We start from the raw sequence: 13,052 nt of genomic DNA on the forward strand, positions 1-13,052 counted from the left end.
CTAGCAAGAATAGGAGTGAAGACGCTCTGGAATAATGACATTCCTCCACTCCAACTCGTCCCTAATGGATTGAGCTAGAACTGCAGAAGCTTCGGGTTCACCATGAACTACGAAGACCGATTGAGGCTCTGATTGAAAGCCTCCTAACCATTCCATTAAGCCAGCTTGATCCGCATGGGCAGAAAGTCCGCCAATGGTATGAATCGATGCTCGCACCGGAACCTCCTCACCAAAAAGACGTACTTTTGTAGCCCTATCTACCAGACGACGACCTAAGCTGCCATAGGCCTGAAACCCGGTAATCACGATCGCGTTTTGTGCCCGAGGTAAATTGTTTTGGAGGTGATGAACGATACGACCCGCATCACACATGCCACTCGCAGAAATAATGATGGCGCCACCTTTAATTTTATTGAGCGCTTTTGATTCTTCAACGTCGGCAATAAATCGCAGATCGACTGCACTCGGATTTTTTTTAAACCATTCAAAAGTGGATTGCGACTCTTGATCTAATTGCGCAAAAAAATGCTGAGTGAGATGGGTGGCCGCTGTTGCCATTGGAGAATCGACCCAAATGCTGAGATGGGGTAATAAATTGCGTTTAACCAAATCAATGAGCAGGAACAGAATTTCTTGGGTACGCCCTACCGCAAAGGCAGGGATCACAATATTTCCATGGCCATCTAGAGTCTCAGTCACGACTTTAATTAACTCAGCCTCAGTATCCGCTAGTGTTTTATGTAATCGATCGCCATAGGTTGACTCCACCACTACGACATCTGTTTGAGAAATGATGGTGGGATCCGGCATCAATATCTTGCCTTTCATACCAATATCTCCCGAGAAAACGCAGCGCTTTTTCTTGGCATGATCTTCGCTGATATCCATGACCGCAATTGCAGATCCCAAAATATGGCCTGCATTCTGGAACTCAAGCCCAATACCTTTACAGAGCTCCATGGATTTTCCATAGGCAAGTACTTCACATTGCCCAAGCGCTAACTCCGCTTCTTCCATCGAATAAAGTGCAACTGGTAAGTCCCCGCGCCACTTGCCTGCTTTTTTTCTGCGCACCGCTCGCTCAACATCGTAGCGCTGTAAATGCGCGCTATCGGGCAACATAATCTTCAGCAACTCAAATGTGGCATCTGTGCAGTAAATAGGGCCTGTAAAGCCTTGGGCACAGAGTCTTGGCAAGAGACCGCTATGGTCAATGTGGGCATGCGTCAGTACAACAAAATCAATTTCCTTTGGTGAAAATGGTAGCGGCTCTAGATTCTTAGTAGTAGCTTCGCGCCCACCCTGGAACATACCGAAGTCGACCATGAATCGCATATCTCGACCACCAACAGTAGCCTCCACGGAATGCCTTGATCCCGTAACTTCACCTGCCGCACCAAGAAATTGTATTTTCATGACTTAAGCATACTCCCGATAAAATTCATTGTTAAGCCACATATAAGAGCGATACTAATTAAATGACTCCTCCTACTGAACTGAGATCACTCGAGCTCATTACCCGCCTCAAGCGAGCACCCTCAGAACATAAGGGGAATGCGGGCAAAGTTTTGCTCATTGGTGGTGCACCCGGAATGGCTGGCGCACTCATCTTGACAGGTAGTGCCGCACTACACTTGGGAGCAGGCTGGACCATATTAGAAATGCTGGATCCTACAGCTGCCCATGCAATGCCAGAACAAGCCGAGCTAATGGTTCGCCTAGCCAGCTTTAACGCCCAAGAACAATTAAAAACTACAGCACCGGATGTGATTGCGATCGGACCGGGCCTTGGTTTTTCTGCACTGGCCAGAGATTGGTTAACAGCTTCACTATGCTATCCAAAAGTGCCGCTCGTGATTGATGCCGATGCACTCGGCCTGATTGCCGATAACCCTGAATTTTTGGATCTTCTCAAACAGCGTAATCAAGTATTCCCCGGCATGACTGTGCTCACGCCACACCCTGGAGAGGCCGCCCATCTTCTCAATACGATTGCTTCAGTCATTCAGGGGGATCGCCTTACCGCGGTATTGAACTTGGTCAAACTCACCGATTGCATCGTCGCTCTTAAAGGTCAACATACGCTCGTTGCCTCCCCTCTTCATCCGGCAGTGCAGTGCGCTCAAGGCAATCCCGGTATGGCTGTTGGCGGAATGGGTGATATCTTAACTGGCACTATCGCAGCCATCGTAGCCCAAGGCATCCACCACAATCTCAATTTATGGGAGTCTAGTTGTATTGGGGTGCAACTACACGCCTCAGCGGCCGATAGCTTGGTAGCACAGCAAATTGGTCCCATTGGACTTACTCCAACAGAGGTCATTTTGGAGATGCGGAGTCTACTCAACAAACTGTTATAAAGCATCATGCAATCAGCCAGTAGAACTCTTCATCATCGCCGTTATATCTACGGCCTATTAATGGCCGGACTCGGCTCCATATTATTTTCCGGCAAGGCGATTCTAGTCAAACTCGCTTTTGGCTACGGCGCAAATGCTGAGACGCTGATTGCCTTAAGAATGCTGATGGCGCTTCCCCTCTTCTGGGGAATTTATTGGTGGCAAGCGCATAGGCAAGTCATGAGCCCGCTCACATTCAAAGATCAAATTAAGATATTTTCCCTGGGATTTATGGGTTACTTTCTTTCCAGCTATCTTGATTTTTTAGGGCTGCAATATATTTCCGTTGGACTGGAACGTATCGTGCTTTACCTGACCCCCACCATCGTATTGTTGATTTCTTACTTTGTATTAAAAAAATCCATTAGTCGCTTGCAGTGGTATGCACTCGCAGTGGGATATCTTGGCGTGATCGTCGTATTTATCCAAGATGCCAGTTCAACCGGATCAATGGCTCTGCTCGGCATGTTATTGGTCTTTGCTAGCGCATGCTCGTATGCAATCTATATGATTGGTTCTGGAGAAATGGTGAGGCGCGTCGGTAGCGTGCGCTTAGTAGTCTATGCTAGCTCTGCATCAGCATTCATGAGCGTCATTCAAATTCTGATCTACGATCCTACAGCTGTGTTTATACAAGCACCGCAAATCTATTGGCTTAGCCTGCTCAATGCAAGTCTATGCACGGTCATTCCAATGTTGTTAATCATGATTGCCATTAATCGTATTGGCTCACCGCTAGTTGCTCAAGCCGGAATACTGGGCCCAGTCTCAACCCTATTGATGGGCTGGATCGTACTGTCTGAACCAATTACCTGGATTCAGATGGGTGGAATGAGTTTGGTGATGGGGGCGATGTGGTTACTGGTGCGCAACGATGCGCCGAACAAACAAGAGGGTCAGAACCCTATAAAGCCCTTAGATCCTGAGGGATCTGATCCTCTCAGTTAGTTGCTAATTTATTGCTGAGGAGCTGCAGGCTCTTGAGTTGCTTTTACTTTCTTCTGAGATTTTTTCTTAGCTTTCTTCTCTGCTTTTTTATCTTTCTTGGATTTCTTCGCGGTCTTCTTGATGCCTTTTTCTGGCTGTGTATCAGGCGTTGCTACAGGAGCGGCTGCAGGTACTCCTGCTGGAGCTGGATCAGCAGCCATTACCGTAAAAGGAGATACACCAATGGAGGCAGAAATGAGTGTGGCTAAAGTCAGTTTTATTAAGCGAGTGCTCATTTGAGACTCCAAGAGATTGGTAGATGATTTAATCATACCCAATAATTGCTTGTAATACTTTATTTGCGCAAAGTGCCCAGATACACTCTGACCCTGCCCATACTCGAGAAAATAAAAAAGCCGTCCTAAGACGGCCCTTTCAGACTACAGAGTGATCGCTATTTAGGCTGGCTGAGCTTCAGTCTCTGTAATTTTTGCTAATGCTGTTGCAAGGTGGTCCACTGTACGGTCAACATGGGCCAACTTCTCTAGACCAAATAAACCGAGACGGAAAGTACGGAAGTCTGGACGCTCATCACACTGCAAAGGTACACCTGCCGCTGTTTGCAAGCCCATCGCAATAAACTTCTTGCCTGACTGAATTTCGGGGTCTCTGGTATAGCTCACAACTACGCCTGGAGACTGAAAGCCTTTTGCTGCGACTGAGTGGTAACCATTGGATACCAATAAGGCACGAACCTTATCACCCAACTCTTGTTGCTTTGCTTTGAGTGCAGCAAAACCTAAAGACTGAGTTTCTTTCATCACGTTGCGCAAGATTTTGAGCGCATCGGTTGGCATGGTGGTGTGATACACGTGACCACCCTTTTCATAGGCTTCCATAATTTGGAGCCACTTCTTCAAATCCATTGAGAAGCTGCTGCTTTGAGTGGATTCAATACGCTCGCGGGCTCTTTCACCCATAGCCACCATCGCGCAGCAAGGTGAACTACTCCAGCCTTTTTGAGGCGCAGTAATCAACACATCGACATTGCAAGCCTTCATATCTACCCAGGTTGCACCTGATGCGATGCAATCGAGAACAAACAAACCATTCACCGAGCGTACCGCTTCACCCACTGCCTTGAGGTAACCATCCGGCAAGATGATGCCTGCAGAAGTTTCTACGTGAGGAGCGAAGACAACTGCTGGCTTTTCCTTTTTAATAAAAGCTACTACTTCTTCTATCGGAGCAGGGGCAAATACACCTTGCGTAGCATCTTCCAATTGCTTACCTTTAATAACGGTAATGTCCTTGGTGATATTGGCTAAATCAAAAATCTGCGTCCAGCGATAGCTAAACCAGCCATTGCGCAAAATAAGACATTTTTCGTTATTGGCAAATTGACGAGCAACAGCTTCCATGCCAAAAGTGCCGCTACCAGGAACGATCACTGCAGAACTTGCGTTGTAGGCATCTTTCAGGACGCTAGAAATATCGACGATGACTTTCTTGAATTCTTCAGACATATGATTGAGCGAGCGGTCGGTGTAAACAACCGAGAACTCTAAAAGACCGTCTGGATCAACATTTGGGAGCAAGCCTGGCATAGTAATTTCCTAATAAATCGTGTGATTAGCCCTAAATGATACTGATTTAGCGCTGTTTTGGTACTTAGCCTTTAAAAACAGGCTTTTTGAGCAAATAAAGGGGCTTAGGCACTTTTCTGCGTTACGGAAGAAACCAGTATTCCGGCCACAATTAGGACAAAAGCCAGACCATGAAAAAGCTGGGGTGGATCCCCCAGGATGGCAGCAGAGAGAAGCGCGGTAAATAAGGGAATGAGATTCGCAAAGAATGCCGCCACCGTAGGTCCGGCACCATTCACCCCCAAACCCCAGCAACGATAAGCAATTAAGGATGGGCCAATGGCCACAAATAAGATCAATGACCCAGTCCAATAATTGAGATCAATAAAGGCGTGCCCTGTGGCAATTTCTGCACCCTCAAATAACATCGTCCACAAGAATCCAATCAAGACCTGTGCCATCAAAAACTCAGCCCATGGCCACTGCCGCTCAGTACTCTTACCCGGGCGGCTAATCATCCAGCTATAAAAGGCCCAGAGAATCGTGGCTAACATAATGAGTAAATCACCCATGACTACTTCCATGCTCAAGAGACTGGCAGGCTCACCACGCGTGAGGACTACCGTCACGCCTACTAGGGAGACGACTGCCCCTAAGAGCTGTAACAGGGTCGGCCTCACTTGATAAAAGATAGCGCCGATCAGGAGCATCCAGATCGGCATACTCGCCCCAATGAGGGTGACATTAATTGCCGTCGAGGTTTGTAAGGCAAGATACAAGAGCACGTTATAGCTACCTACCCCTAGTAATCCCAAGACAAGAAAGCGACTCTTGTTTTGCCACAGGGCGCTACCTGGCTTTAGGATGCGCCAGCCAAGAGGTAGTAGCAATAAGGCTGCCAAACCCCAGCGGACAGCACTGAGGGTGATCGGTGAAACACTACCCACTAAGACTCTTCCAGCTATTGCATTACCCGCCCAAAGAAGGGTCGCAAGCGTTAAATAAAAGACGGTCGACAGGGGTATTTGGGGCATTCGGAGATATGTGAGTAGATGAGTGGCTATTTGGAGCCTCAAGAAGGGCTTTGCCTACGCATTGTAGAAACAAATGCTCGGTATTGCTAAGATAGAGCTTAAATTAGCTCTTGCTCTCAGGCATTTGCAATATACAAAGGGGTTTTAGTGGCAATCATCACCAATATTGAAGATTTACGAGTTCTGCATCAGAAGCGCACCCCTAAGATGTTTTATGACTATGCAGACTCCGGGTCATGGACTGAATCTACCTACCGTGCGAATGAGTCGGATTTTCAGAAAATCAAACTGCGTCAGCGTGTTGCTGTCAATATGATTAACCGCACCACCAAAACAACGATGGTCGGAGAAGAAGTTGCTATGCCAGTCGCATTAGCACCTACTGGACTAACCGGCATGCAACATGCTGATGGTGAAATTCTGGCAGCCCAAGCGGCAGAAAAATTTGGTGTTCCTTTCTGCCTTTCTACGATGAGTATTTGCTCGATTGAAGATGTAGCAGAACGCACCACTAAACCTTTTTGGTTTCAGCTCTATGTCATGAAAGACCGCGGCTTTATTGAGCGCCTCATTGAGCGCGCTAAAGCAGCTAAATGCTCCGCCTTAGTTCTCACTTTAGACTTACAGATTCTGGGACAGCGCCATAAGGATTTAAAAAATGGTTTATCCGCACCACCAAAGCTAACGATCGCTAACATCATCAATATGATGACTAAGCCACGCTGGTGCATGGGGATGGCAATGACTCCCCGCAGAACTTTCCGCAACATTGTTGGTCACGCTACGGGTGTTGGCAATATGTCTTCCCTCTCCTCATGGACTGCCGAGCAGTTCGACCCAGGTCTTAGCTGGGATGATGTGGAGTGGATTAAAAAACTTTGGGGTGGCAAGTTAATTATTAAAGGCATCTTGGATGAAGAGGACGCCCGCTTTGCCGCCAACTCCGGTGCAGATGCCTTGATCGTTTCCAATCATGGTGGCCGTCAGTTGGATGGCGCGATCTCCAGCATCAAAGCATTACCAGGCATCGTGAATGCCGTTGGTAAAGATATTGAGGTGTGGATGGATGGCGGTATTCGTTCAGGGCAAGATGTTTTGAAAGCTTGGGCACTAGGTGCACGCGGTACATTGATTGGTCGCCCCTTTCTTTATGGCTTGGGTGCTATGGGCGAGGCCGGCGTGACTAAATGCTTAGAAATTATTCATAATGAATTAGATATCACCATGGCGTTTACAGGACACCGTGATATCCAGAATGTGACTAAAGATATTTTGTATCCAGGGACTTTTTAATATTCCATACTTAGCCAACTCCAGAGGTTTTCATAAATGAAGCGCATTGTTGACGTATATAAAGATAGGGGTCGAGAGCTGGTGTGGACTTATGTTGTTCACCTTGGCAATCTTGAATTTCACCCGGCCCAAACTGATTTTGAGCAAGAGGCACTGCGACTCTCTCAACTTGACAAACGCGGTACGCCAAGCGAGTTGAGCGCCAGAGCTAGACTTACCGTTCGATAATTTTTTACCTTAGTTCCGAAATATGAAACCTTTAAGCAAAAAAGCCAAGATGGCAGTGGGATGGACAATCTTAATGACCGTTACTGGCACTGCCATGCTGCATCAATGGGAATTCTTCGCAATGGGATGTACGTCCATTGCAATGCTACTCGTTGCGAATCACTACGGCTTATTGAAAGATCCTGAAGACAAAAAATAAGGTCGCTATCTTTCGATAGCGACCCTGATTCATCTTTAGCAGATTAGAGTGTTGGGTAATCCGTATACCCGACTTCTGCCCCGCCGTAAAAAGTGGCGCGGTTATAAGGATTGAGTGCTGCGCCCTGCTTAAAGCGCTCAACTAAATCTGGATTAGAAATATACAAACGTCCATAGGCCACCGCATCTGCCAAGCCAGCCTCTAAAACAGCTTCACCCATAGCCTGATCATATCCACCGGCACTAATAAATTGACCTTGATAGGCTGTCCGGAACATCTCTGAAGTAATAGGTGCCTCTTCGTTTACTTGATCATTACCACCTGCACTTGTGGAACGTGGTTCGATCATATGTACATAAGATAAGTAATAGCCATTGAGCTTCTGAATCACGGCAGTGAATAAGGCAACTGGATCGCTGTCAGCCATATCATTAAAGCTACCGTAGGGTGATAAACGCACCCCGATACGATCGCTTGGATATACCTTGGCAATCGACTCAATCACCTCGCCTAACAAGCGCATACGATTTTCGATTGAACCGCCATAGCCATCAGTACGATGATTGGTTTTGTCTTGCAAAAACTGATCGAGTAAATAGCCATTTGCAGAATGAATTTCTACGCCATCAAAACCTGCCGCTTTTGCATTAGCAGCAGCCAATTCAAAGTCTTTCAAGAGACCGGCAATATCTCCAGTAGTCATTGCCTTAGGAGTTTCGTAATCGTGCAACTTCCAATCAGCACCATAGGTTTGACCAGCAGGCGTAATCGCAGATGGAGCTTCAGGAATGCCCTGCTCGGGATGCAAAGAGGAATGAGAGATGCGCCCAACATGCCATAACTGCGCAATCATCTTGCCACCTTTGGCATGGACTGCACTCACAATCTCTTTCCAAGCCGCTGTTTGCTCAGCAGAATAGATTCCAGGCGTTCCCGGATAACCTTTACCAATAGCAGAAATTTGCGTTGCTTCGCTGATGATGAGGCCAGCAGTTGCCCTTTGCTCGTAGTAAGTTTTTGCCAGGGGGTGTGGCACATCCCCATCGATGGCCCGCATTCTGGTCAGAGGCGCCATCACCAGGCGATTCTTTAATTCAATCGCACCGAGCTTGACGGGGGTAAACATGATTTCTTTTCCAGACATGGACTACTTTCTTTTTTGGGAGTGAATACTTCAATTAATGCGCAACTTTAGCAGGGATATTAAAGTCCCGCCGACACCATACTAGACTCTTTGAAAACTCTTTCGACTACCCCGACTCATTCTTGGGCTAGATTTAAATCTTGATTCAATGCTATGGGCAAGTGCCTGGAACTCATCATGATGCGCGGTTGATAAACGGGCTACAAGTGCAATCACCCTCTTGGGGGCGGGTGGTGCTAGAGGCCGAGCAATCAGTGTCGTGCCATTTAAAATCCCGCCTTTCACCGCCATCTCAGGAAGCAGCGCAATGCCCATGCCAGACTCCACCATTTGCAAGAGAGTCAATAAGCTAGTTGCTTCCATACCCTCGGCATTGCGAATATCAGAATGCTTACAAGCTTGCATCGTGTGATCACGCAGACAATGCCCCTCCTCTAGCAAAAGTAGTCTCTCTGCCATTTTGGTGGGCAAATGAATTTCCTTACCTTTTAATGCAGGATCATTTGTGCCTGCAACCAACCAAAATTCATCGACAAAAAGCTCCTTCACCAAGAGGCCGGTCGTGTCATAGGGCAATGCAATTAATGCAAAATCGAGCTGATGATCTACTAAGCGCGCCAATAGATTAGCGGTTAAATCTTCACGCAGAGCAATTTTTAACTTAGGGTAATGCTCCCGAATATCAGGCAACACATTTGGCAATAAAAATGGTGTGATAGTTGGGATGACTCCCAATCGAATAGTCCCCGCCATTGGCTCGCCAGAGGCGCTCGCATATTCCACTAGATCTTGAGATGAGGCCAAGATCACCTTAGCCCTTTCTAAAATCTCTGCACCGATTGGAGTGATGGCTACATTTTGTCTATCCCGCTCTACTAGGCGGACTCCCAAAACATCTTCCAACTCTTTTAAACCGGCGCTTAGCGTCGATTGGCCTACGAAGCAGACCTCTGCAGCCCTAGTAAAATTGAGCTCCTGAGCAACCGCTACAAAATAGCGAAGTTGTCGTAATGAAGGTAGAGCAGCCATATTCTGTTCTTATCCCTATAATCTAATTATCAGATAAATAATATCATTTCTATTCACCTTATAAATCATTACTTACTTGCTAGATACAAAACAAGCAGAGCTTTGACTAGCAAGTGAATTTGAAATTCAATTTAAACTGCCTTTAATCTATTAAAACAAGGAATCACTATGAAATCTTGGCAATGTATCGTTTGTGGTTTTGTCTATGACGAGGCGAAAGGCTTACCTGAAGACGGCATTCCTGCTGGTACCGCTTGGGCTGACGTTCCTGAAGATTGGGAATGCCCAGATTGCGGCGTATCAAAATCCGACTTTGAAATGGTGCAAGTTTCTTAACTCAAGCCACACGTAACGCCTTTAAACGTATTATTAGGGAGTCCAGTTTTGGATCATCAGAATCAATCATCCTCATTGGGGATTGTCATTATCGGTAGCGGCTTAGCTGGCTACACCGTCATTCGTGAGCTTCGCAAAATCGATAAGGAAATTCCAATTACCTTAGTAACAAGGGAGCCAGGCTACTTTTACTCAAAGCCGATGCTCTCTACAGCATTGGCAAGTAGCAAATCTGCAGAGCAATTAGTCTCCACTAATGCTGAGAGTATGGCAACACAGCTAGACATTACGATTTTGGGCGATGCTGATGTCACTGCAATTGATACTGGCGCACAAACAGTTGCCACCTCTAAAGGCAACATTTCCTATGGGAAGTTAGTACTGGGATTGGGGGCTGATCAAATTCGCCTAGCTCTAGAAGGCAATGCAGCTAATGAAGTGATTACCGTCAATGATCTAGAAGACTACGCCCAATTTCGCAAGACAATTGAAGGTAAAAAAAGAATCGCTATCTTAGGCGCTGGCTTGATTGGATGTGAGTTTGCGAATGATTTAGTTTTAGGTTCATATGAAGTAGAGGTCATCGACTTAGCACCGCAGGCTTTGGGCAGACTACTTCCCGAGGCGGCAGCACAAGCACTTCAAGCTAAGCTCAGTGCAGCAGGCGTGCGTTGGCACTTCGCCACTACTGTGCAATCGATTGATCGAAACGGTGACTCTCTCTCGATTACCCTTGCCAACGGATCAGCAATTCATAGTGATGCATTTCTATCTGCGGTTGGTTTAAGGCCTCGCTTAGATTTAGCCCAATCAGCCGGAATTGCCACAGGCGTAGGCATTACAGTAAATCGTCAATTAGAAACTAGCGCCAAGAATGTTTATGCGATTGGCGACTGTGCCGAAGTCGAGGGCTTGGTTCTGCCTTATGTCATGCCGATCATGCAGGCAGCGCGGGCATTAGCCCCTAACCTGCTTGGGCAAGCGACTGTCCTCAACTATCCTGCTATGCCGGTGATGGTGAAAACTCCTGCCCTGCCAACCATTGTTTCACCACCGGCCAAAGGTGCAGTCGGTGATTGGAAAATCAATTCAGTTGAAGGCGGTCTTGAAGCGCGCTTTGAATCTAGTGATGGTAAGCTACTTGGCTTTGCTCTGATGGGTACAGCTACTGCACAACGTGGCGCATTGACAAAAGATCTACCACCCATCTTGTAATCAAGCTGACTGATATCTCTCAAGGATCTATACCAAAGAAAAAGGCCCGCTCAGCGGGCCTTTTGCATGAACTAAGACAGCTTGCTTTATGAGGCAATCACAAACCACGTTGTGTTGTGTGACTGAGCACTCATCAAAAATAGCATTGGGATAGAGAGCATCGTATTCAAGCGGGAAGTCAACATTGCAATGCGTGCAGACTTTGCTTTGACATCAGGCTCAACCGCAACGATGCCAAGAGCGCGTTTTTGATTTGGCCAAATAATGAACCAAACGTTAAACGCCATGATCAAGGCAATCCACATACCTAAACCAATTGCGCGGAAAGGCGCCTGCAAAGTAAATGCTTGGTGCGCATATCCATTCAATATGGATAAAATCAAACCACTAAGTACAGTCACTAAGGCAGCCCAACGGAACCAAAAGAGCGCTGTTGGAGCGATTACTTTTCCGATTGCCGGCTTTTGCTCATCCGGAATCTTGGACATAGATGGAATCTGTACAAAATTGAAATACCAAAGTAAGCCTATCCACATCACGCCAACCATCACGTGAATCCAGCGGAATAAAAATGGCAACTCAACCGATCCGAGGTTTGCGCCCATGGCAAGGACGATCAATGCGAGGAGCACAAAGCCGGCTAAAACAGTGCGACCTAATGAGGTAAAGATAGATGACATGAGAGCTTCCTAAAAAAGGTAAATATATCAGGCAGGATTTAAGCAAAATTCTTACTTGCAAAATCCAAGTTCACTACATTATAAAACGTGAAAATCAGTGGCTACAACAGCCACAACCGCCCTAACTATAGACGATTATGACGGATTTGTTGGGTACGAAGCACTAAAGGAGGGCTGGTGACCCTTTTAAAGGTTACTGAGCTGTCCAGCCACCATCCATATTCCAGGCCGCTCCACGCACCTCAGAAGCATCTGGACTGCACAGGAAAACGGCCAATGCTGCTAATTGTTCTGGAGCTACGAATTCACCGGAGGGCTGCTTCTCAGAAACCAAGGCTTTTTTGGCTTCTTCATTCGAAATCCCCTCACGCTCTGCCCGTGCATCTACTTGCTTTTGTACCAAGGGAGTTAAAACCCAGCCTGGGCAAATCGCATTGCAAGTAATCCCTGTTTTGGCATTCTCAAGAGCGGTCACCTTGGTTAAGCCAACGATGCCATGCTTAGCAGCAACATAAGCTGATTTTTGAACAGAACCAACCAGGCCATGAACGGAGGCAATGTTAATGATGCGGCCCCAGTTGCGCTTCTTCATTCCTGGCAAGGCATGGTGGGAGGTATAAAAGGCTGAGCTTAAGTTGATGGCAATAATCGACTCCCACTTATCTTCTGGAAAGTCTTCAACATTTGCTGTGTGCTGAATACCTGCGTTGTTCACTAATATATCTAGCGAGCCAAAGCGTTTTTCAGTTTGTTTGATGAGATCCTCAATCTCGGCAGGCTTACTCATATCAGCGCCGTGATATTCCACTTCAACACCACAAGCTTTGATGGCGGCAATCGCGGCATCTTTTTCACCAAAGCCATTCACCATAATATTGACGCCCTGCTTTGCTAAGCCAATAGCCATTGCCAAACCAATACCGCTTGTTGAGCCGGTCACTAGGGCTGTTTTACCTTTTAAATAGGACATATTTTTATTCGC

At 46.7% G+C, this 13,052-nt stretch carries 15 protein-coding genes; 7 read left to right on the forward strand and 8 right to left on the reverse strand.

Translation table 11 applies throughout. From position 1 onward, the window contains the following. On the reverse strand, positions 1 to 1,416 hold the full coding sequence (locus FD977_RS06560; protein ID WP_215304305.1) for an MBL fold metallo-hydrolase RNA specificity domain-containing protein: 1,416 nt from the start codon (positions 1,414 to 1,416) through the stop codon (positions 1 to 3). Between the two features lie 62 nt (positions 1,417 to 1,478). Here FD977_RS06560 and FD977_RS06565 point away from each other — a divergent pair, with 62 nt between their 5' ends. Both FD977_RS06565 and FD977_RS06570 read left to right on the forward strand, forming a co-directional pair. Further along, a complete protein-coding gene (locus FD977_RS06565; RefSeq protein WP_215304307.1) occupies positions 1,479 to 2,360 on the forward strand; it encodes an NAD(P)H-hydrate dehydratase in 882 nt (293 codons plus the stop codon). Between the two features lie 6 nt (positions 2,361 to 2,366). Beyond that, positions 2,367 to 3,347, forward strand: coding sequence for a DMT family transporter (locus FD977_RS06570; protein WP_215304309.1), 981 nt, complete (start codon positions 2,367 to 2,369; stop codon positions 3,345 to 3,347). Positions 3,348 to 3,355: 8 nt separating this feature from the next. Here the strand turns inward: FD977_RS06570 and FD977_RS06575 are convergent, their stop codons facing one another. The 3 genes from FD977_RS06575 to FD977_RS06585 form a co-directional block, all read right to left on the reverse strand. Beyond that, positions 3,356 to 3,622 (reverse strand): protein tyrosine phosphatase, encoded by a 267-nt coding sequence (locus FD977_RS06575; RefSeq protein ID WP_215304310.1) that lies wholly within the window; start codon positions 3,620 to 3,622, stop codon positions 3,356 to 3,358. Between the two features lie 162 nt (positions 3,623 to 3,784). After that, positions 3,785 to 4,933: an aminotransferase class V-fold PLP-dependent enzyme gene (locus FD977_RS06580; RefSeq protein WP_215304311.1), complete on the reverse strand. Its 1,149-nt coding sequence runs from the start codon at positions 4,931 to 4,933 to the stop codon at positions 3,785 to 3,787. A gap of 104 nt (positions 4,934 to 5,037) precedes the next feature. Then, positions 5,038 to 5,946, reverse strand: a complete 909-nt coding sequence (locus tag FD977_RS06585) for a DMT family transporter (RefSeq protein WP_215304312.1) — start codon at positions 5,944 to 5,946, stop codon at positions 5,038 to 5,040. A gap of 147 nt (positions 5,947 to 6,093) precedes the next feature. On the opposite strand from FD977_RS06585, the gene FD977_RS06590 reads away from it, so the two are divergent. Genes FD977_RS06590 through FD977_RS06600 form a run of 3 tightly spaced genes read left to right on the forward strand, consistent with a single transcriptional unit; the run spans position 6,094 to position 7,666 of the window. Further along, entirely contained in the window at positions 6,094 to 7,239 is a 1,146-nt protein-coding gene (locus FD977_RS06590; protein WP_215304314.1) for an alpha-hydroxy acid oxidase, read from the forward strand. A 36-nt stretch (positions 7,240 to 7,275) separates the two neighbouring features. Continuing rightward, positions 7,276 to 7,467 (forward strand): hypothetical protein, encoded by a 192-nt coding sequence (locus tag FD977_RS06595; protein ID WP_215304315.1) that lies wholly within the window; start codon positions 7,276 to 7,278, stop codon positions 7,465 to 7,467. 22 nt (positions 7,468 to 7,489) lie between these two features. Next, positions 7,490 to 7,666: a hypothetical protein gene (locus FD977_RS06600; protein WP_215304316.1), complete on the forward strand. Its 177-nt coding sequence runs from the start codon at positions 7,490 to 7,492 to the stop codon at positions 7,664 to 7,666. Between the two features lie 43 nt (positions 7,667 to 7,709). Here the strand turns inward: FD977_RS06600 and FD977_RS06605 are convergent, their stop codons facing one another. Next, positions 7,710 to 8,810 carry an alkene reductase gene (locus FD977_RS06605; protein ID WP_215304335.1) on the reverse strand — a complete coding sequence of 367 codons (1,101 nt, stop codon included), beginning with the start codon at positions 8,808 to 8,810 and terminating at the stop codon, positions 7,710 to 7,712. Between the two features lie 81 nt (positions 8,811 to 8,891). Further along, positions 8,892 to 9,839 carry a hydrogen peroxide-inducible genes activator gene (locus FD977_RS06610; RefSeq protein ID WP_215304337.1) on the reverse strand — a complete coding sequence of 316 codons (948 nt, stop codon included), beginning with the start codon at positions 9,837 to 9,839 and terminating at the stop codon, positions 8,892 to 8,894. Between the two features lie 168 nt (positions 9,840 to 10,007). Here FD977_RS06610 and FD977_RS06615 point away from each other — a divergent pair, with 168 nt between their 5' ends. Together FD977_RS06615 and FD977_RS06620 are read left to right on the forward strand one after the other, a co-directional pair. Further along, entirely contained in the window at positions 10,008 to 10,175 is a 168-nt protein-coding gene (locus tag FD977_RS06615) for a rubredoxin (RefSeq protein WP_215304339.1), read from the forward strand. 48 nt (positions 10,176 to 10,223) lie between these two features. Beyond that, positions 10,224 to 11,390: an NAD(P)/FAD-dependent oxidoreductase gene (locus tag FD977_RS06620; RefSeq protein ID WP_251369449.1), complete on the forward strand. Its 1,167-nt coding sequence runs from the start codon at positions 10,224 to 10,226 to the stop codon at positions 11,388 to 11,390. An 86-nt stretch (positions 11,391 to 11,476) separates the two neighbouring features. Here FD977_RS06620 and FD977_RS06625 read toward each other — a convergent pair whose 3' ends face one another. Together FD977_RS06625 and FD977_RS06630 are read right to left on the reverse strand one after the other, a co-directional pair. After that, on the reverse strand, positions 11,477 to 12,070 hold the full coding sequence (locus FD977_RS06625; protein WP_215304341.1) for a urate hydroxylase PuuD: 594 nt from the start codon (positions 12,068 to 12,070) through the stop codon (positions 11,477 to 11,479). A 193-nt stretch (positions 12,071 to 12,263) separates the two neighbouring features. Next, a complete protein-coding gene (locus FD977_RS06630; protein ID WP_215304343.1) occupies positions 12,264 to 13,040 on the reverse strand; it encodes a 3-hydroxybutyrate dehydrogenase in 777 nt (258 codons plus the stop codon). Between the last annotated feature and the right edge of the window lie 12 nt (positions 13,041 to 13,052).

The organism is Polynucleobacter sp. AP-Elch-400A-B2, assembly GCF_018688355.1.
Lineage (GTDB): Bacteria > Pseudomonadota > Gammaproteobacteria > Burkholderiales > Burkholderiaceae > Polynucleobacter.